Here is a 20,579-nt window from a genome sequence, read left to right on the forward strand (position 1 = left end):
CAAGCTCGCTCCCGCAGTTGATCGATGTATCAGTGACGGAAGTGGCGCATGCCGGTGAACACCATCGCAATCCCTGCTTCATCAGCAGCCGCAATCACTTCAGCGTCACGCATCGAGCCACCCGGCTGGATCACCGCGGTGATGCCGACCTTGGCCGCGTTGTCGATGCCGTCGCGGAACGGGAAGAACGCGTCGGAGGCCATGACCGCGCCTTGTACTTGCAAACCGGCGTGTTCAGCCTTGATGGCGGCGATGCGGGCCGAGTTCACGCGGCTCATCTGGCCGGCGCCGACACCGATGGTCTGGCGGTTCTTGGCGTAGACGATGGCATTGGACTTGACGTACTTGGCGACTTTCCAGGCGAAGATCAGGTCGTGGATTTCCTGCTCGCTCGGGGCGCGCTGGGTCACCACCTTGAGGTCTTCGCTGCCGATCATGCCGATGTCACGGCTCTGCACCAGCAGGCCGCCATTGACGCGCTTGTAGTCCCAGGCCGGCGCACGGTCGGCCGACCACTGACCGCAGGCCAGCAGGCGCACGTTGGCCTTGGCGGCAACAATGGCGCGGGCTTCTTCGCTGACCGAAGGGGCGATGATCACTTCGACGAACTGACGCTCGACGATGGCCTTGGCGGTCTCGGCGTCCAGTTCACGGTTGAAGGCGATGATACCGCCGAAAGCCGACTCGGTGTCGGTGGCGTAGGCCAGTTCGTAGGCCTGGCGGATGCCGCCCTCGGCGTCCGGGCTCACGGCCACGCCGCACGGGTTGGCGTGCTTGACGATCACGCAGGCAGGCTTGACGAAGCTCTTCACGCATTCCAGTGCGGCGTCGGTGTCGGCCACGTTATTGAACGACAGTTCCTTGCCTTGCAGTTGGGTGGCGGTGGCAATGCCGACTTCGGCAGGCTTGGCTTCCACGTAGAACGCCGCACTCTGGTGCGGGTTCTCGCCGTAGCGCATTTCCTGGGCCTTGACGAACTGGGTGTTGAAGGTCCGCGGGAATTCGCTGCGGCCTTCGGTCGACAGGGTTTCAGCGGCCTGGTTCACGGTGCCCATGTAGTTGGCGATCATGCCGTCGTAGGCGGCGGTGTGTTCGAAGGCCTTGAGCATCAGGTCGAAACGCTGGGCGTAGGTCAGGCCACCGGCCTTGAGGTTCTCCAGCACGCTGGCGTAGTCGCTGGCGTTGACCACGATGGCCACGTCTTTATGGTTCTTGGCCGCCGAGCGGACCATGGTCGGGCCGCCGATGTCGATGTTCTCGATGGCGGTCGGCAGGTCGCAGCCAGGCTTGTTGATGGTGGCTTCGAACGGGTAGAGGTTGACGGCCACCAGGTCGATCGGCTTGATGCCGTGTTCGTTCATGATGGCGTCGTCGATGCCGCGACGGCCCAGGATGCCGCCGTGGATCTTCGGGTGCAGGGTCTTGACCCGACCGTCCATCATTTCCGCAAAACCGGTGTAGTCCGCGACTTCCACTGCGGCGACGCCGTTGTCCTGCAGCAACTTGAAGGTCCCGCCGGTGGAAAGAATCTCGACGCCCAGCTGTTGCAGCTCGCGGGCGAATTCGAGGATCCCGGTCTTGTCGGAGACGCTGATCAAGGCGCGGCGGATCGGCAGGCGGGTGGTCTGGTCGGTCATTTCAATTTCCATCAAAAGCAAGGGAAGTCAGCAAAAAAGGCGACCGTTTTTTACGCGGGCGCCTTTCTGGTTTGATTGAATGCTTACAGCAGATCGTACTGCTTGAGTTTCTTGCGCAGGGTGCCGCGGTTCAGGCCCAGCAGCTCACTGGCCTTGGTCTGGTTGCCCTTGACGTAGTTCATCACGCTTTCGAGCAGCGGTGCCTCGACTTCGGAAAGCACCAGGTTGTACACATCCGTGACGGCAGCGCCCTCAAGGTGGGCGAAATAATTGTGCAGCGCCTTCTCGACACTCCCGCGAAGGGTCTGACCTTCTTCGCTGGGCGTGTTGAGGTGCTGTTTCAAATTCACGTTGTCGCTCACGGGTGTTATTCCACTCACTAAAGTCTCGGTCATCATCGTCATGCGGCCACCCCTTCGTCCCCTGTCAGGCTCTTGTAACGCTCAGCGAAGAACGCCTGAACGTCGGCGCATTGTGCTTGCGTACCATCCAAACGATTGAAACGGGCGCGAAACTCCCTGGCGCCCGGCAGGGTTGCGAGATACCAGCCCACATGCTTGCGAGCGATGCGTACACCCATGACTTCTCCGTAGAAGGCATGCAGCGCGGCCAGATGCTCTAGCAGAATACGTTCCACCTCGGACAACTGCGGCGCAGCGAGTTTTTCACCCGTGCGCAGGAAGTGTTCGATCTCACGAAAAATCCATGGCCGCCCCTGGGCAGCCCGGCCGATCAACAGTCCGTCGGCACCGGTCGCGTCCAGCACGTACCGGGCCTTCTCGGGCGAATCGACGTCGCCGTTGGCAAAGACCGGAATCGACACCGCCTGCTTGATCGCGGCGATGGTGTCGTACTCCGCTTCACCGGTATACAGGTCGGCACGGGTGCGGCCGTGGACCGCCAGCGCCGTGATACCTGCCTGTTCGGCGATCTTCGCCACCGTCAGGCCGTTCTTGTTCTCCCGGTCCCACCCGGTGCGGATCTTCAGGGTCACCGGCACATCGACTGCGGCGACAACCGCCTGCAGGATCTCGGTGACCAGGGCTTCATCTTTCAAAAGTGCCGAGCCTGCGGCCTTGTTGCAGACCTTCTTCGCCGGGCAACCCATGTTGATGTCGATGATCTGCGCGCCCAGTGCCACATTGGCCCGGGCCGCCTCCGCCAGCATCTGTGCGTCGCCACCGGCGATCTGTACCGAGCGGGGCTCGGGATCGCCTTCGTGGATCATGCGCAGGCGCGATTTGCGGGTGTTCCACAAACTCATGTCGCTGGTGACCATTTCCGAAACCACCAGACCTGCGCCCAGTCGCTTGCACAGCTGACGAAAGGGCTGATCGGTGACGCCCGCCATAGGGGCGAGAACCAGGCCGTTCTGCAATGTATATGGGCCGATGCGTACCGCCGACATAGGACTTCCCTGAAGTGGGGCCGGATCATGAGACTTCGAAAAAGGGTTGGCATGATACCCGCTCTCGATGACTGGATAAAGGTCGAATTGGATAAAATCTGAACAGCTATTTTGTTATCGCCAGTGGTTTGGTCTGGGTGGGCTGAGTCAGAAAGCTGTCGTCAATCGACCGCCCCTGGCGGCTTCACTCGGGCGAATGGAAGCTCAGGCTGTAGTTCACCGCTTTAGGGCCAGGGTCGAGGATGTCCAGGGCGATGTGGATCGGGGTCTGCGGCGGCATTTCGCCGCGGCCTTCGAGATCGCCGCCCAGGTATTCCCCAGGCTTGAAGCGGCGACTGGCGATCAAGTGCCCGTTGAGGTCGGCGAAACGCAGCTCCAGCAGGGGAAAAGGCTGGGAGAAGGGCGCACGGTTGTAGATGATCGCGTCCACCACCAGGGCGCCGCTGAACTCCGGATGGCTGCGCACCACCAGGTTGCTGCTCTTGATCTTGGCGATGTCGACCTTGGACGGTACGTCGCAACCGATGGTCGGGCAGATTTGCAGGAACCAGGGACGGTATTGGTCCTGGCGGGCCAATTCCTCGAAATGGTAGGCAATGTACTGGCCGCCCAGGGCTGCGGCGGCGAGCAGGATCAACAGGCTCCACAGCAACCGGCGGCCCCAGGGCGAGCGGCGTTTGCGCCAGTCCAGTTGCAGGGGGTCGTCGTCCAGGTCATGGAGGGCCTCGGCGCGTAGGCCGGGCTCATGGCGTTCGCGCGACTTGCGCAGCGGTGCCGATTGCACGGGTTCGTCGTCGTGGTCGTCGGTGGCCGACAGGCGCTCGAGGTGTTCGTGGGGCTCGTCCTCCGGTTCCAGGCGTAGCGGGGTGACAGGTTCGTCCTCCGGTTCCAGCGGTTCGAGGGCCAGGGACAAAGATGGCTCGGTGCGCGGTGGCCGGGCGGGCTCATGGGGCTCGAAGGGCTCAACGGGGGGCTGGATGAGCGTTTCGGCGCGTTCGGCAGCGGATTCGCTGTACAGGCTATCGGACCAGGGTTCCTGCTCGCTCGAGAGCGGGTCGCGTTGGGCGCTCAGGTTGTCCTCACGGCGTCGACCGAAGGTATCCGGTGCCCGCTTGTCGCGCCGTTCCAGGCGTGCCAGTTCCTTGTCCAGATCATCGAGGTCCAGCTCGGCGGCGGTCCATTGCTTCTGGCTGATCGCCCGGGGCGCGGCTTCGGCGCCAGGACTCTTGATCGGTGGTGCCAGGGGCGTGACGGTTTCCTTGGTCGCGCGTTGTTCCAGCAACTGCCGCGCGGCGTTGAACACTTGCAGGCATGAGCCGCAACGAACCACCCCGCGGGCCACGCTCAATTGAGTATGGCTGACGCGAAAACTGGTGTGGCAATGCGGGCACTGGGTGACGAAACTGTCAGTCATGCGGCAATCCGGTCGATACAGGCGGCCATTCTAGCGCCGACGTCCGGTGATGCGCACCCAGCCATCGCGATTGGCGATTGGGTCGAGGTCAAAGTCCGCGGCATAAGCGGCGGCGACTTCTTCGCCCTGCTCGGCGAGGATGCCCGACAGCGCCAGGCGCCCGCCCGGCTTGACCAGGCTCGACAGTTGCGGGGCCAGGGACACCAGCGGGCCGGCGAGGATATTGGCCACGAGTACGTCGGCTTGGACCTGTGGCAAGTCTTGCGGCAGGTACAACGGGAACAGTGCTTCGGCAATGTTGTTGCGCCCGGCGTTATCGCGGGACGCTTCCAGGGCCTGGACGTCGATGTCGGTGCCGACCGCTTCCCTGGCGCCCAGCAGGAGCGCGGCGATGGCCAGGATTCCCGAGCCGCAGCCGAAATCGAGTACATCGCAGCCCTTGAGGTCCTGGCCATCGAGCCATTCCAGGCACAGGGCGGTGGTCGGGTGGGTGCCGGTGCCGAACGCCAGGCCCGGGTCCAGCAGCAGGTTCACGGCCTCCGGTTCAGGGGCGGCGTGCCAGCTCGGGACGATCCACAGGCGCTGGCCGAAGCGCATCGGCTGGAAGTTGTCCATCCAGCTGCGTTCCCAGTCCTGGTCTTCGATCACTTCGCTGTGATGCTCGGGCAACGGGCTACCGGTCAGCAGCTCGAGATGGGCCAGCACGCTGGCTGACTCGGTGCCGCCTTCGAACAGGGCCAGCAGGTGGGTGTGGGACCACAGCGGTGTGGTATTGAGTTCCGGCTCGAAGATCGGCTGGTCTTCGGCGTCCATGAAGGTAACCGATACCGCGCCCACTTCAAGAAACGCGTCTTCGTAGGTTTCGGCTTGTTCCGGGCTGATGGCCAGACGTACTTGCAGCCAAGGCATGGCGGGCACCTTTGGAAAAATCTACAGGGGGCAGCGCAGGGCTGCAAAGGCGCGCAGTGTACGCCAGGTCGCCGTCAAAGTGGATAAGCGAGTCTTGCACCGCCCTGCTGGTGTTTCGAGATATATATGTATGACATGCCGGTGCTGGCGGGCGGATAAGGTGCGGGTCCACACAACAGGGAGGAATGTGATGGACAACACTGCCGAGCGGCAAACTAACGTGAACGGCACGGGGCCGGTATCTTCCCCGCAAGTGGCAATCGCACACACCATCTTGGAGAAATTGTCTCGGTGGCAGGCGGCTATCGACGCACGGCTGCGCAGCCAGATGACCTTGCTGGAGGTGCTGGAAGAGTATGTGTTGGTCGAGCTGCGCAACCACTATTACCACGGCAACATCGATCCGCATTTCATTGGCACCCTGCTCGACACGGTGCTGCAACGCATCATCGATCAGAAACCGCTGGCTGGCGATGAAGAACAGGATGCGCCCCACCGCTGGCCGGACGGGGCTGACCTGGGTTTTCCGGCTGAGCGCCAGGCGGTGATCGTCCAGGCGGTGGAGGGCGTCGCCTCGGGTTTTATTCATCACTACAAGGACTATCTGCGACGTCATTGGCGAATGGTGGAGCGCGACGCCTCGCTTGAAGCGCTGCTCAGGCACAAGCTCGATGAGCACATGACTGCAGTCGACCTGCTTTTCCAGCCCGGTCCGCTGGAGGGCCTGGGGGTCGATGAGTTCAGGGAGAAAATCGAAGCACTCCAGGACCGCTGGCGGCAGATGAGTCAATTGACCGCGCTGGCGACGACGCAGGAGCGTCAAGACCTTGAGGCCGTCGCGCGTTTGCAATTGCCTGATTGGTTGCGAGGGCTAGGTGAAGCTGATCGTAAAAAGCTGAAGGCTTTCCAGGACCAGACTACCCAGGCCCAGGCGTTGCTGGATGGGCTGCTCGATGGCCTGGGTTCGCTGCAGGCTTTTGCCCGGCACCTGGCCAAGGACTATGTTCGGCGTGAACGGGACATGGAGGTCGAGCCGGACAGCATTCGAGTGCAGTTGCAGTGGCGAAGTGTGATGGGGCAGCCGGTGCAAACCCGCAGCTTGAGCGAGTTGCTGGCGGCCGGTCCCGTCAGGCCGGACGCCGTGTCGGTGTTCTTGGTGGAAAACGGCGCCATGCTGCGCAGCCAGCCGCTTTCCCCAGCGTTCATTAGCCAATTGCTGGCCGACGTCGATGCCCCGGCCGGGTACTTGCAGGCACTGGTCGGCCTGTATGGCCGAAGGGATCTGAAAGACGCCATGCTCGATTGGCTCACGGCACGCTTGCAACAAAGTGCGTTCATTGCCCGTTGTGCGGGTCATCTGAAGGTGACCCACCATGAGGCCCTCAAGGCTCTGTGGGAGGGCGAAGCTTCGGTGCAGTCCGCCAGCGTCCTGCAGGTTAGCTGTCTGGTGCTTCCAAACACCTTGAAGTGTGCCGATTTACTCTTGTTCTATCGCGAGGATCTGCAAGGCGACCTGCTGTTGTATGCCCCCGACAAACCGGATGGCCAGGAGTGGATCGAATTGCCCTCGCTGTGGGCCGTGAGCGTGGAAATAGGCGCCTGGACCCGCAGCGAAGCCGGTCGCGAGTACCTGCTGCAGCGGATCTCTCCAGGTGATCGAGGCGTGGCCCGGGAATACTTTGCCCGTGTGGCAGACAAGCCGATGACGTGGGATACAAGCCGGGATCCCAGAGGCGCCGTGGCGGGTTTCAAGGCTTGCCTTGAAGACATCGTTGCAATGGGCCTGGACAACAACCTGGCACAGGTGGCGCTGGACGAGTCGCCTCGCTGGTACTGCGCCCTGCCGATAGAAACGCGACGAACCATCAGCAGCTTGAGCCAGGAACTTCTGGTCCATCAGCAGGTGTTCAGTAAGCAGCTGGAGGGCTACGAAGTCTTCGTGGATTTCGCCAAGCGTATCGTCACGCAAGCGATTGCTCCTTACATGCGCAGCAAGGGTGTGCGGGAACCGGTCGATCCCGCAACGGTGCTCATCGACTACAACCCAGGGTTGGCGGACGGCAAGACGAAGGTCGCCAGCCTGCTGGAGCTCGTCATCCATGGGTATGACGACAACTCGGGTATCGACAATCCCAGAAAAGGTGTGCGCTCATCGGTGGGGCAGGACCTGGGGCAGGTCCGCAGTGCGGAGCTTGCCTCCTATATCCGGCGCGCATACGTGGGCGAGCAATATGCGCGGGAGGTCCGTGCCAGGTTCCTCGATGCCAGCGCCCCTGAATACACCACGCGGCGCAATGCCTACCGCAGCCTGTTGCTGACCCGGATGGACCGTGACCTGCGTGTCGCAACGGGCAAATCCCAGTTGAGCGCGAATGAGTTCTGGTGGCTTACCCGCCAAGTCACCCTTCTGGGTGAGTCGGTGCCGGTGTCCGGTCCGGTGTATTCGGGGACCGTCGTGCAGCGCGAAGGGGTGATCAGGTTTTCCGTCGGCGGCCACGTCGTGATGGGCGTCTACGTCTTCGCCTACTTCGATCCGAAGGGCGCTTATTGGCTGTACACGCCGGATGCTCCGGACGGTGTCACGTTTCGCCGATACCAGGACTTTCCCGGGGCGGTCGCCACGCGCCTGCATGACTACGTGCTACAGCGGGTCGCGCTCGGCGCCCGCGCGGCCGTCAGGCGTTCGTTGGCGGCGCTGGCGGCGGCGAGCATTGGCGTCGACACACTGCGTGAATTCAATCGGGTGAACGATATCCAGGCAGAGTTCGACGCCTACATCGAGCGCGCTATCAGCGATGTGGAAGACGTCACCAAGAGTCGCGCCGAGGTGATCAGGCAGCAGGTCATCAAGGGGCTGCTGTTTGCGTCGGCTCCCGTGTGCCTGGTTTATCCGCCCTTCGCCTTACTGCTGGATGTCGCCTTTATTGCCGTCAGCGTCAAACAGGCCGCCGAGGCGCATGGGCAGGGCGATACGGATCGTGCGCTGGGCCACTGGCTGATGGCCTCCTGGGGCTTGTTGTTCGCTGCCTTGGGGGGCGGGACCCTTGCTCCGCTATTGGGACGGGCGGCCAGAAGCCTGAAGCTTGTCGTGAAGCCCATGTCACTGTCCGAGCAGCGTTTGGGCAGCATGACGCCGCTGATTGCCAAAGAGACCGGGCCGCTGATCCAGCCCATACGTTTCAAGCCGAAACAGGCGGTCGGCAAAGCGCCTGAGAATCTGGAGCTGGTAACTGGGGAGGGCATCTTCCAGGGCACCTATCGCAGCCCGTCCAGCGCATCGCAGCCGCACGCTACTTATTACATCCGCCGTAAAGGCAAGTACTACCAAGTGAAGGAGGACCCTTACTTCGGTGGTTTGTGCCTGGTGGATGCCAGTCGCCCCGGTGCCTTGTACAACCTGCCCATCCGCAGAGTGGGGAAGGGCAAGTGGGTACACAACGAGGTCGGGCTGAAAGGGGGCAATGATCAGATGCTTGTCCTCGGACGAGTGAACGATCTGCGGGAGGCGTTTCCCGGTCATGTCTTCCCGGATGTCTCAAGGGGCGCGTTGCAGGGCGAGGCTGTGGTGGCGAGGTTCAGCGAGGCCGCGGCGGATAACTATCTGTTCTCCCTGAACGCGCAGACGTGCGTGATTGCGTCGTTGTATAACCCGACCACCAAGGCTGGGGCCGTTATCCATTTCGATCACAATATCCGCGCGCTGATTGAGCGCAGTCTGCGGGACGTGACGCGACACCTGGGCGCAAATGCAAAGGATATTCGTGCGACCCTGGTGGGTGGCGACTGGCTGACGGGGGCTGACATTGGCGGGCGGGTCAGGTCGGCGATGCGGCGCCAGGGGCTGCGACCCACCTGGGATCATTGGTCGTATTCGTCCTGCTTCGGCAATACCTACGGTGTTTCACTGGATCTGCGCAGTGGCGTCACGACGGTATTCAAGACATCGGCCAGTCAGGTCGAACGCTACTACATACCGGTGCTGGCACGGGCGAAACAAGGTTCTGATCCAGTGTCGGTGCGGGCTCGCGGGTTCATGACGCGCGTACGCAGCGAACCGCTGGTAGCCAATGCCAGTGGTGCCGTGCTCACCCCGCAGGGGCGGCCAGCAACTGCGAAGCAGATCGAAGCCCACGCGTTCCCTACGGTGGCGCTGAGCTGATCCATTTGGCCGCCATCTTGAAAAGCAGGCAAAAAAAGACCCCGGCCAATGGACCGGGGTCTTTTTACATCACTTGAAACATCAGTGCTGGTTGCCCAGCTTGTGTTCCAGGTAATGGATGTTGACGCCGCCTTTGCAGAAGCCTTCGTCACGGACCAGATCGCGGTGCAGCGGGATGTTGGTCTTGATCCCGTCCACGACGATTTCATCCAGCGCATTGCGCATGCGCGCCATGGCTTCCTCGCGGGTCGCCCCGTAGGTGATCAGTTTGCCGATCAACGAGTCGTAGTTCGGCGGAACCGCATAGCCGCTGTACAGGTGCGAATCGACGCGAACGCCATTGCCGCCCGGAGCATGGAAATGCTTGACCGTGCCTGGGCTTGGCATGAAGGTTTTCGGGTCTTCGGCGTTGATCCGGCATTCCAGCGAGTGGCCGCGGATGACCACGTCTTCCTGGGTGAACGACAGCTTGTTGCCAGCGGCGATGCTGAGCATCTCCTTGACGATGTCGATCCCGGTGACCATTTCCGAAACCGGGTGCTCCACCTGGACACGGGTGTTCATTTCGATGAAGTAGAAACGACCGTTCTCGTACAGGAACTCGAAAGTGCCGGCGCCACGGTAGCCGATGTCGATGCAAGCCTTGACGCAGCGTGCCAGGACTTCCTCGCGTGCTTTCTCGTCGATGCCCGGTGCCGGCGCTTCTTCGAGAACCTTCTGGTGACGACGTTGCAGCGAGCAATCGCGGTCGCCCAGATGGATGGCCTGGCCTTGGCCGTCGGACAGCACCTGGACTTCGACGTGACGCGGGTTGGTCAGGAATTTTTCCAGGTAGACCATCGGGTTGCCGAACGCCGCGCCCGCTTCGGAGCGGGTCAGTTTCGCCGAGGAAATCAGGTCTTCTTCCTTGTGCACCACGCGCATGCCGCGACCACCGCCGCCGCCAGCGGCCTTGATGATCACCGGATAACCGACTTCACGACCGATGCGCAAGGCGGTTTCTTCGTCTTCAGGCAGCGGGCCGTCGGAACCCGGAACGGTAGGTACACCGGCGGCAATCATGGCGTGCTTGGCCGAAACCTTGTCGCCCATCAGGCGGATGGTGTCGGCTTTCGGACCAATGAAGGCAAAACCGGAGTTTTCGACCTGTTCGGCGAAGTCGGCGTTTTCCGCCAGGAAACCGTAGCCCGGGTGAATGGCGGTGGCGCCGGTCACTTCGGCAGCGGCGATGATCGCCGGGATGTGCAGGTAAGAGTGCGCAGCCGACGCCGGACCGATGCAGACGGATTCGTCTGCCAGGCCCAGGTGCATCAGTTCTTTGTCGGCCTTGGAGTAAACGGCGACGGTCTTGATGCCCATCTCTTTGCAGGCACGCAGAATCCGCAGGGCAATTTCACCGCGGTTGGCGATCAGTACTTTTTCCAACTTCGCAGGTTTCAACATCGAAAGCTCTCCGCGGTTCAAACGATGGTGAACAGCGGTTGGTCGTACTCAACCGGCTGGCCGTCTTCAACGAGGATGGACTCGATCACACCGCTGGTTTCAGCTTCGATGTGGTTCATCATCTTCATGGCTTCGACGATGCACAGGGTGTCGCCTTTCTTCACGGTCTGGCCGACTTCAACGAAGGACGGCGAGGATGGGGAAGACTTGCGATAGAACGTGCCCACCATTGGCGACCGGGCGACGGTGCCGTTGAGGGTTGGCGCGGCAGGTGCTGCCGGGGCCGCGGCGGCAACGGGCGCTGCTGCCGGAGCAGGTGCAGCGGCCGGAGCGTGCATCGGCGCCGGTGCGTAGAACTGCTGGGCCGGGGTCTTGCTGTGACGGCTGATGCGTACGGACTCTTCGCCTTCCTTGATCTCGAGCTCGTCGATGCCGGACTCTTCCAGCAATTCGATCAGTTTCTTAACTTTACGGATATCCATGAATCATCAACTCCCAAGGGTCGGTCAGGGGCGTTTAACGCTTGTTGTTCAAGCTGTTGCCTGTTTTTCAAGCTGTTCCAGGGCGGCCTCCAGGGCCAGTCGGTAACCGCTGGCGCCAAGGCCGCAGATCACTCCCACCGCTACATCGGAGAAGTAGGAGTGATGGCGGAAAGGTTCGCGTTTGTGCACGTTAGACAAATGCACTTCGATGAATGGGATGCTCACCGCCAGCAGCGCGTCACGTAATGCGACACTTGTGTGCGTAAAAGCTGCTGGATTGATCAAAATGAAATCCACGCCTTCGCCACGCGCGGCATGGATGCGGTCGATCAATTCATATTCGGCATTGCTTTGCAGGTAGAGCAAATGATGGCCGGCGGTGCGGGCCCGTTGTTCCAGGTCCTGGTTGATCTGGGCCAGGGTCACGGCCCCGTAGACGCCCGGTTCACGGGTGCCCAGCAGGTTTAGGTTGGGTCCGTGCAGGACCAATAGGGTCGCCATCTGCTGTTCCTTGTTATCTGTGAGCAGGTGTCAGAACCCGGCGACTATGCCGCAAAGCCTTTATGACTGTCCAGTTCTCTGCAATAGCCAGCACGATGACCGATGTTTGCGCGAAATTTGTGACCCAGGTCTCCGATCCAGTCATACGGTTGGAAACCGCACCCTTGTGGGAGCATCAATTCCCGGGTCCCCTCGAATCAATGTGGGAGCGAGCTTGCTCGCGATGACGGCGGCACATCCAGCATCGATACAAGCTGATCCACCGCTATCGCGAGCAAGCTCGCTCCCACAGTGTTTGATGCAGTCTGTGGCGTTAAACCCGAAATGCCTGCACGGCGGTGTGTAAACGTCCGCCCAGCACCTGGAGATTGTCGCCCTGTTCCCGGCCCTGGCCGATGCGCAGCAGGTTGTCGCCGCCCAGTTGGTGAATCCGCTCGCTGTGGTCGCGGATTTCGCTGACGGCGCCGCTTTGTTGGGCGGTGACATCGGCGATGCGTACCGCCGTGTCGGAGATGGTCTGGATGGCGCCGACGATCTCATCCAGCGCGCCGTCGGCCGCTTGCGCCTGGTTGGCGGTGGCTTCGGCGTGTTCGACCTGGGCGCGCATGCCGTCCACCGATTGGCGTGCGGCCTGTTGCAGGCGGGCGATCAGTGTCTGGATTTCGGCGGTGGCACCGGCCGTGCGTTGGGCCAGGGAGCGGACTTCCTCGGCCACTACGGCAAAGCCCCGGCCCATTTCGCCGGCTCGAGCCGCTTCGATGGCTGCGTTGAGGGCCAGCAGGTTGGTCTGGTCGGCAATCGAGCGAATGACCGTCAGCACACCGCCGATGGTGGCCGATTCCTCGGCCAGTTGTTCGATCATTTGCGCGTTGCCCTGTACCTCGCCCACCAGTGCATGCAGGCCTGTGAGGCTCAGGCCAATGACTTTCTGCCCATGCTCAACGGCATGCCCGGCGCTGCGGCTGGCGTCTGCGGCCTGGCTGGCATCACCGGCTACCTGCTGGATCGTCGCTTCCAGCTCGCTGAGAGAATCGCGGATCAGCGCCGTATCACCGGCCTGATCCTCGGCGCTGCTGTGCAGTTCGCCACTCAGCTCGGCCAGGGCCCGGCTGCTGCCGGCGACCTGTTCGGCGTTCAGGCGAATGGTGCCCACCAGATCCACCAGATAAGCCCGCAGGCGATTGAGCGAGGCTTCGATGTCTTGCAGTTCGCGGTTGCTGGCGCCCACGCGGATGTCGCGGCTGAAGTCCCCTTCGGCCCAGGTCGACAGGGCCGGCGCCAGGTGCGTCAAGGTCCGCGCCAGGCGTCGCTGCAAGGTATCGATGAGCAGGGCGATCAGCAGGATCAGGCCAATCATCACGCCCTGGATCAAGCGCACCTCTCCCTGGATCTGTCCATGTTGGGCGCGAACCGCGGGCTCCATGGCATCGATCGCCTGTTGCACGTCAGCGGTTTTCAGATGCGTGGCATTGCTCAGCTCAGTGCGTTTCTGGATCAGTTCGCGGGTCCGTTCCAGTTCCGCGGGATAGCGGCCGAGCAGGCTGTTGAGCTCACGCTTGAGGGCGATGCCAGCGTCTTCGGCGGCGGTTTTTTCCTCGGTTTGCAAACCCATCAGCGCGGCAAAGTCATCGCTGCCGGATTCGCTGTTGGCCGTGACACCGAGTAGCTGCAGGCCGTCCAGGCGTTTGGCTTGCGCTCGGATACTGGCCAGCTCTCGTTCGACATCGGCGGCCAATTCGCTGCGGCCGCTGCTGACCAGTTTGTCCCGCGCAAGGGACAACCGACCCAGATGTTGCGATGCGGCGAACAACGGTGGCAGGTAGGCCGGGGCCCCATCGGCGTAGTGGGCCAGTTGATCGAGGCTGGCGCTCAGTTCACGTTCGGCCTGCAACAGCAAGGCTTGTGGATCGCCCGCCAGTTTGCCGGCCGCCAGCAGGTCGGTCTTGCTGAAGCCGTCGAGGTTCGACAGGCTCGGGCGCAGGGTCTTGGCCAGTTCCGGCGGGAACTGATCCAGCTCTTTTTGCAGGGTTTCCAACGCCTGGGTGGCAGCGCTCAAGCGCAGGGCATCGCCGCTGGCCAGATAGTCTTCTATGTTGCGCGCCACGTCGCCCTGGAACTGCCGCGACAGGCCCAGGTAGCGCTCCATCAGCAGATAGGGGCGCTCCAGGGCGATTTGCGACCACCACAACGTGGCGCCGAGGCCAAGGCACACGGCAACTAAAAGAAGGGTATTGAGATTGGTCAGCAGCTTCAGGCGCATCAAGTGTCTACCGGGGGCAGAATCGTAAGTGCCTGAAGTTATTGCGTTTGAGTTACAGGTTTATGACCGAATCGGTCGATTCCGATGAAAAGGTGGCACTTTGCTTTGATTGTCGGGCGCTTTGTACCCGGTTGCGTCCGGCGTGCTTGGCGCGGTACAGCGCTTCGTCCGCCTGGCTGGCCATCATCAGGCTGTCGCAGTCATCGCTCATCTCCACCACGCCGGCGCTGAAGGTGCACCACAGATCCTGGGGCTGGGCCGGGTAGTGGATCTCGGCAAAGCGCTGGCGGATTTCATCCAGCACCTTGTAGGCGGCGTCGATGTCGGTGTCGGGCATGACGATGGCGAACTCTTCACCACCGTAGCGGCCAATGAAGTCGGTCTTGCGCAGGCGCTGCTTGAGAAACAGCGCGAGGCTCTTGATCACCCGGTCGCCCATGGGGTGGCCGTGGCTGTCATTGACCCGCTTGAAATGGTCGATGTCGAGCATGGCAAAGCTCAGGGGCTTGCCTTCACGGCGGGCGCGGAAGCTGCAATCTTCCAGCAGTTGCAGGATATGGGTGTGGTTGTAGAGCCCGGTGAGGCTGTCGCGCACCATCCGCGCCTTGAGGTTGCGGGCGCGGGCGGCGCGGTTGCGCACCGTGGTGATCAGATGCCGGGGCTTGATCGGTTTGGTCAGGAAGTCATCGCCACCTTCGCTCATGGCGTCGAGCTGTTTGTCCAGGTCGTCTTCGGCGGACAGGTAAATGATCGGCACACTGACGTAGCGGTCATTGTGGCGGATCACCTTCGCCAGTTCCGTGCCGGTGCAGGCCGGCATGTACATGTCGAGGATGATCAGGTCGGGCTGGAAATCCGCCAGCTCGGCCATGGCCTGGATCGGCTCGATCAACGTGCGGGTGACGATGCCGGCGCTGTTGAGCAGGCGCTCGGTGTGCAGGGCCTGGGCGCGAGAGTCGTCGATGATCAGCACTTTGTAGGGTTCGTACTGGGCGACGCAGGTCAGCACTTCGATCTTTTCCAGCAGGCTCGAGGCTTCGAGGGTGCCGGTGAGGAACTCCTGGCCACCGGCGCGCACGGCCGCCAGGCGTGTCGGGGTGTCGGTTTCCAGCAGGCTGAAAAACAACAGCGGTAATGGCTGCTCAAGGCCTTCCTGGGCTTCGGCTGCCAGCTTCAGGCCGATGCCGGGGCCGCTGAAGTCCACGTCCATGACAATCGCCGCCGGCAAGCGCTCGACCATCGAGGCGCGAAACGCCGCGACACTGTCCAGGGCCAGGGCGCTGAGGCCGAAGAACTCCAACTGCTTGGCCAGCCGCTCGGCGCGGTCATGGTCCTGCAGCATCACGTAGATGGGCTTGCGCAGCGGTGGCAGGAAGGTTTGTTCGAGCTGGTCGCCATGGCGCAGGCCGGTGCGGGACAGGCGCTGCATCAGGCGATTGATTTCGGTGATCAGGTGACTGCTCAGGCGCCCGCGATTGGCGTCCACCGCTTGCAACGACTGACTGATGCCCTCGGCAAGCTGGGAATGCTCCGGCTGTTCGAAGCGCTCGGCAAAGCGCAGCAGGCGCAGATTGGCTTCGCTAAGCTCGGACAGATCGGTGCTTGACCATTCCGAGCGCTGCAGGCGCTGCCAGATCTCCAGGATCTGACGAGCCTGATGAATTACCCGCTGGGCAAAGTGGTGCTTGAGGCGCTCACGGCTGGGGTCTTCTGGCTCGGTCATATCCTGACTACTAGTTAGGGTGCATGCTGAGATCGACTGGTGGCTCTATGCTATCACCTCTTTCTCTCCGCCATGAGTGTCATACGTCAATATTATGTCTCGTGACGAAATTCAGTTTGTGACCGGTCAGTCTCGTAGGCCGATGGCGACGCTTCCTTTATAGTGGCGGATCGATTGCCCTGTCGTGGCCGGCATGATTGGCGCCGCATTATCGCGTTTCAAATCAGGCACGATGGCGTAGGGTTGTGGTCGAACCGTGAACTCAAGTGATTGAAGGGACATCGCCATGCTGGACTGGAAAAACCGCGCGGGCAGCGCGCCTGAACGTGCCGCCGAACCGAAATCGGCCACCCGCAGCTACCTGGGTGGGCTGTTTTTCAGCCGGGCGCTGGCCTCGCTGATCGGCCTGTACCTGCTGGTGGCCGTTGCCGTTGGCTGGTACTGGAGCCAGGAACCCGCCCTGTTCCCCGTGCAGCAAAATGCCCAGGCGGCAGCCGAGAAGGACGGCCGGCAAATGGTGGTCGGCTACACCACCGTCGAGACCCTCAAGACCGTGGCAGGGACGCTGCTGACCAAGCCCGGCGGCTACATTTCCAATGATCGCTTCCCGCCAGGGCTGTGGATGGACAACATGCCGAGCTGGGAATACGGCGTGCTGGTGCAGGTCCGCGACCTGAGCCGCGCCTTGCGCAAGGACTTCGCCCGCTCCCAGTCCCAGTCCGCCGAGGATGCCGACCTGGCCAAGGCCGAGCCGCGTTTCAACTTCGATAACCGCAGTTGGGTGCTGCCTTCCAGTGAGTCGGAATACCAGGAAGGCATCAATTCCCTGAGCCGTTATCAGGCCCGGTTGTCCGACCCGACCCAGAAAAACGCCTTGTTCTACGCGCGCGCCGACAACCTGAACAACTGGTTGGGCGATGTCGGCACCCGCCTGGGTTCGCTGTCCCAGCGCCTGTCGGCCAGTGTCGGCCGGGTCAAGCTCAACACCTCGCTGAAAACCGAAGTCCCGGCCCCGGGCCAGGTGCCGCAGGTGGATGAAGAGGTGGTCGAGACCCCGTGGTTGCAGATCGACAACGTGTTCTATGAAGCCCGCGGTCAGGCCTGGGCACTGTCGCACTTGCTGCGCGCCATCGAGGTGGACTTCGCCGATGTGCTGGCGAAAAAGAACGCCACGGTCAGCGTGCGGCAGATCATTCGGGAGCTGGAAGCCTCCCAGGAGCCGGTCTGGAGCCCGATGATCCTCAATGGCAGCGGCTTCGGTGTATTGGCGAACCACTCGCTGGTGATGGCCAACTACATCTCCCGCGCCAACGCGGCGGTGATCGACTTGCGGCAATTGCTGAACCAGGGCTGATCCATGAGCGAAAGTCCCCGGGAGGTCGCCCACCGGGTGGCCTCGGATGCCGAACTGATCGCTTGGGTCGACGAGCACGACAACCTGCTCGGTAGCCTGGTGCGTTCCGATCTGCGTGAGCGCGGCCTGATCGGACGCGGCACCTACATCATGCTGTTCAACTCCGCCGGTGAGCTGTGCGTGCATCGGCGGACCTTGAGCAAGGCGATCTACCCCGGGTTCTGGGACGTGGCGGCGGGCGGCATGGTGCAGGCGGACGAGACCTACGCTGAATCAGCCGCCCGTGAGCTGGCCGAGGAATTGGGCGTGAGCGGTGTCGAACTGACGGCCCATGACCATTTTTACTTCGAAGACCCCGGCAGTCGCCTGTGGTGCTCGGCCTTCTCGGCCGTGTGGGACGGCCCGCTGATCCTGCAACCCGAAGAAGTCCTCGAGGCGCGTTTCCTGCCGGTCGAACAGGTGCTCGATGAAATCCAGCGCAAGCCTTACTGCCCGGACTCTCTGGCGGCGCTTGAGCGCTATTTGCGTAGCCATGGCGATGGCGTCGCAAAGAAGCTATAAATTGGCGCCGATTGGCCCTTAGCAAGTTGGCTTTTTGCCGTTACACTGCGCGACTTTTCAAGCTGAACCGGCGTCTGCGGTCCAGTAGCGCTGCCCCTGCCTGAGTGGGGCTTCGCGGTCGAGGCCTGTGCTCCTCGACCAGTCTTTGTCCTCCCAAGAGGATTGCCGGTGGCCAAAAAAGCCGCATCCTTCGCCGCCCTGGGCGGCCTGGTATTTTCTACCGACGCCGGTCGTCATTGCCCTGATTGCCGTCAACCGGTGGATGCCTGCATCTGCAAACAGACCGTCATCCCCGAAGGTGACGGCATCGCTCGTGTGCGCCGTGAAAGCAAAGGCCGTGGCGGCAAGACGGTGACCACGATCACCGGCGTGCCGTTGGCCGAAGACGCGCTCAAGGAGCTGGCTACCACGTTGAAGAAACGCTGTGGCACGGGTGGTGCGTTGAAAGACGGCATCATCGAGATCCAGGGCGATCACGTCGAGCTGTTGCTGGCGGAACTGACCAAACACGGCTTCAAGGCAAAGAAATCCGGCGGCTAGCAGCCTCTGTGAAAACCACCCTCGGCTTGATTCGAACCCAGCGTTCGAGGTCGCCCACATGGTTTTCACAGAGCCTGTTCTGAACGGGGTTCTAAACTCAGCGCTGCGAGCAGGGTCTACCCTGCTGACAGACAATTCGTCATTTTCATTCTTTAGACTGCGCCAGCCTCCGACCGGATGGTGCATTTTGACTTCTTTATAGGGGACTTCGATGTCCGTACGACGCACACGCAAAGACGATGGCAGCCAATGGACAGTTGCGGACAGCCGCAGTGTTTACGGGATTCGCCATTGGGGGGCCGGGTATTTCGCGATCAATGACGCCGGTCGCGTCGAAGTTCGTCCGAACGGCCCCGACAGCTCGCCCATCGACCTCTTCGAGCAAGTCGACCAGTTGCGCCAGAGCGGCCTGTCGCTGCCCCTGTTGGTGCGCTTCCCCGACATCCTGCAAGACCGTGTGCGTCAGCTCACTGGCGCGTTCGACAGCAACATCGCGCGCCTGGAATACCAGAGCCAGTACACCGCGCTCTATCCGATCAAGGTTAACCAGCAGGAAGCGGTGATCGAAAACATCATCGCCACCCAGAACGTCTCCATCGGCCTGGAAGCCGGTTCCAAGCCTGAACTGTTGGCCGTGTTGGCCCTGGCGCCGAAGGGCGGGACCATCGTCTGCAACGGTTACAAGGACCGCGAGTTCATCCGCCTGGCGCTGATGGGGCAGAAGTTGGGTCACAACGTGTTCATCGTCATCGAGAAAGAGTCCGAAGTCGGCCTGGTGATCGAAGAGGCCGCCGCCCTGAAGGTCAAGCCACAGGTCGGCCTGCGGGTGCGCCTGTCGTCCCTGGCCTCGAGCAAGTGGGCCGATACCGGTGGCGAGAAGTCCAAGTTCGGTTTGTCGGCCGCGCAGCTGCTGTCGGTGGTCGAGCGTTTCCGCGCCGCCGGCCTGGACCAGGGCATCCGCCTGCTGCACTTCCACATGGGCTCGCAGATCGCCAACCTGGCGGACTACCAGCACGGCTTCAAGGAAGCGATCCGTTACTACGGTGAACTGCGCAACCTCGGCCTGCCGGTGGATCACATCGACGTCGGTGGTGGCCTGGGCGTGGACTACGACGGTACGCACTCGCGCAATGCCAGTTCGATCAACTACGACATGGACGATTACGCCGGTGTCGTGGTGGGCATGCTCAAGGAGTTCTGCGATGCCCAGAGCTTGCCGCATCCGCATATCTTCTCCGAAAGCGGCCGCTCCCTGACCGCCCACCACGCGATGCTGGTGGTGCAGGTGACCGACGTCGAGAAACACCACGACGACGTGCCTGTTATCGACAACAAACAGGAACTGCCGGAAACCGTGCAATGGCTGGTTGACCTGCTGGGCCCGACCGATATCGAAATGGTCACCGAGACCTACTGGCGCGCCACTCACTACATGAGCGACGTGGCCTCCCAGTATGCCGACGGCAAGCTGACCCTGGCGGAAAAAGCCTTGGCCGAGCAGTGCTATTTCGCCGTGTGCCGGCGCCTGCACAACTCGTTGAAGGCCCGCCAGCGTTCCCATCGCCAGGTGCTCGATGAGCTCAACGACAAGCTCGCCGACAAGTACATCTGCAACTTCTCGGTGTTCCAGAGCCTGCCGGATACCTGGGCCATCGGCCAGGTGTTGCCGATCCTGCCGTTGCATCGCCTGGACGAAGAGCCGCTGCGCCGCGCCGTGCTGCAAGACCTGACCTGTGACTCCGACGGCAAGATCAAGCAATACGTCGATGAGCAGAGCATCGAGACCAGCCTGCCGGTCCATTCCCTCAATCCAGGCGAAGACTATCTGCTGGGCATCTTCCTGGTGGGCGCCTACCAGGAAATCCTCGGCGACATGCACAACCTGTTCGGCGACACCGACTCGGTGAACATCTACCAGAACGCCGACGGCAGCGTGTACCACGCCGGTATCGAAACCCACGACACCATCGAAGACATGCTGCGCTACGTGCACTTGTCGCCGGAGGAGTTGATGACTCATTACCGCGACAAATGCGCCAGCGCCCGCATCAGCGCCGCCGAGCGCACCCAGTTCCTGGATGCGTTGCGCCTGGGGCTGACTCGCTCGTCCTATCTGTCGTCGTGATCGGCCGCGTCTGCTTCACCACTTTCGGCTGATTAACACCGCCCTCCAGGGCTGTCAGAAACT

General features: G+C 62.0%; 15 protein-coding genes. 5 read left to right on the plus strand and 10 right to left on the minus strand.

Annotated elements, in window-relative coordinates:
• Positions 1-29: 29 nt before the first annotated feature.
• The 5 genes from purH to prmA all read right to left on the minus strand — a co-directional run bounded on the left by purH (position 30) and on the right by prmA (position 5,368).
• Entirely contained in the window at positions 30-1,637 is a 1,608-nt protein-coding gene (gene purH, locus LOY70_RS03225) for a bifunctional phosphoribosylaminoimidazolecarboxamide formyltransferase/IMP cyclohydrolase (protein WP_265033268.1), read from the minus strand.
• Between the two features lie 83 nt (positions 1,638-1,720).
• Entirely contained in the window at positions 1,721-2,041 is a 321-nt protein-coding gene (gene fis, locus LOY70_RS03230; RefSeq protein ID WP_025211617.1) for a DNA-binding transcriptional regulator Fis, read from the minus strand.
• Entirely contained in the window at positions 2,038-3,045 is a 1,008-nt protein-coding gene (gene dusB, locus LOY70_RS03235) for a tRNA dihydrouridine synthase DusB (protein WP_123345044.1), read from the minus strand. Before dusB ends, fis begins: the two co-directional genes overlap by 4 nt.
• A 184-nt stretch (positions 3,046-3,229) precedes the next feature.
• The gene (locus LOY70_RS03240) at positions 3,230-4,459 is read right to left on the minus strand and encodes a DUF3426 domain-containing protein (protein WP_265033274.1); all 1,230 of its coding nucleotides are present in this window, start codon (positions 4,457-4,459) and stop codon (positions 3,230-3,232) included.
• A 30-nt stretch (positions 4,460-4,489) separates the two neighbouring features.
• Entirely contained in the window at positions 4,490-5,368 is an 879-nt protein-coding gene (gene prmA / locus LOY70_RS03245; RefSeq protein ID WP_265033276.1) for a 50S ribosomal protein L11 methyltransferase, read from the minus strand.
• A gap of 190 nt (positions 5,369-5,558) precedes the next feature.
• On the opposite strand from prmA, the gene LOY70_RS03250 reads away from it, so the two are divergent.
• On the plus strand, positions 5,559-9,527 hold the full coding sequence (locus LOY70_RS03250) for a dermonecrotic toxin domain-containing protein (protein WP_265033278.1): 3,969 nt from the start codon (positions 5,559-5,561) through the stop codon (positions 9,525-9,527).
• An 81-nt stretch (positions 9,528-9,608) separates the two neighbouring features.
• Here the strand turns inward: LOY70_RS03250 and accC are convergent, their stop codons facing one another.
• The 5 genes from accC to gcbA all read right to left on the minus strand — a co-directional run bounded on the left by accC (position 9,609) and on the right by gcbA (position 15,936).
• Positions 9,609-10,970, minus strand: a complete 1,362-nt coding sequence (gene accC / locus LOY70_RS03255) for an acetyl-CoA carboxylase biotin carboxylase subunit (protein WP_025211622.1) — start codon at positions 10,968-10,970, stop codon at positions 9,609-9,611.
• A gap of 17 nt (positions 10,971-10,987) precedes the next feature.
• Positions 10,988-11,452, minus strand: a complete 465-nt coding sequence (gene accB, locus LOY70_RS03260; protein ID WP_025211623.1) for an acetyl-CoA carboxylase biotin carboxyl carrier protein — start codon at positions 11,450-11,452, stop codon at positions 10,988-10,990.
• Between the two features lie 48 nt (positions 11,453-11,500).
• Positions 11,501-11,953: a type II 3-dehydroquinate dehydratase gene (gene aroQ, locus LOY70_RS03265; RefSeq protein WP_003197425.1), complete on the minus strand. Its 453-nt coding sequence runs from the start codon at positions 11,951-11,953 to the stop codon at positions 11,501-11,503.
• 313 nt (positions 11,954-12,266) lie between these two features.
• Entirely contained in the window at positions 12,267-12,815 is a 549-nt protein-coding gene (locus LOY70_RS30070; protein WP_413776636.1) for a methyl-accepting chemotaxis protein, read from the minus strand.
• A 1,450-nt stretch (positions 12,816-14,265) separates the two neighbouring features.
• Positions 14,266-15,936: a diguanylate cyclase GcbA gene (gene gcbA / locus LOY70_RS03275; protein WP_123345038.1), complete on the minus strand. Its 1,671-nt coding sequence runs from the start codon at positions 15,934-15,936 to the stop codon at positions 14,266-14,268.
• Positions 15,937-16,222: 286 nt separating this feature from the next.
• On the opposite strand from gcbA, the gene LOY70_RS03280 reads away from it, so the two are divergent.
• From LOY70_RS03280 to speA, 4 genes are all read left to right on the plus strand, one after another.
• Positions 16,223-17,290, plus strand: a complete 1,068-nt coding sequence (locus LOY70_RS03280) for a DUF2333 family protein (protein ID WP_025211626.1) — start codon at positions 16,223-16,225, stop codon at positions 17,288-17,290.
• A gap of 3 nt (positions 17,291-17,293) precedes the next feature.
• On the plus strand, positions 17,294-17,851 hold the full coding sequence (locus LOY70_RS03285; RefSeq protein ID WP_123345037.1) for an NUDIX hydrolase: 558 nt from the start codon (positions 17,294-17,296) through the stop codon (positions 17,849-17,851).
• Between the two features lie 168 nt (positions 17,852-18,019).
• Positions 18,020-18,391, plus strand: a complete 372-nt coding sequence (locus LOY70_RS03290) for a translation initiation factor Sui1 (RefSeq protein WP_265033286.1) — start codon at positions 18,020-18,022, stop codon at positions 18,389-18,391.
• A gap of 211 nt (positions 18,392-18,602) precedes the next feature.
• Complete coding sequence (gene speA, locus LOY70_RS03295; protein ID WP_025211629.1) at positions 18,603-20,516, plus strand: arginine decarboxylase; 1,914 nt, start codon at positions 18,603-18,605, stop codon at positions 20,514-20,516.
• Positions 20,517-20,579: the final 63 nt, after the last annotated feature.

The sequence above is a fragment of the Pseudomonas sp. B21-054 genome, from assembly GCF_026016345.1.
In the GTDB taxonomy this organism is placed as follows: Bacteria; Pseudomonadota; Gammaproteobacteria; order Pseudomonadales; family Pseudomonadaceae; genus Aquipseudomonas.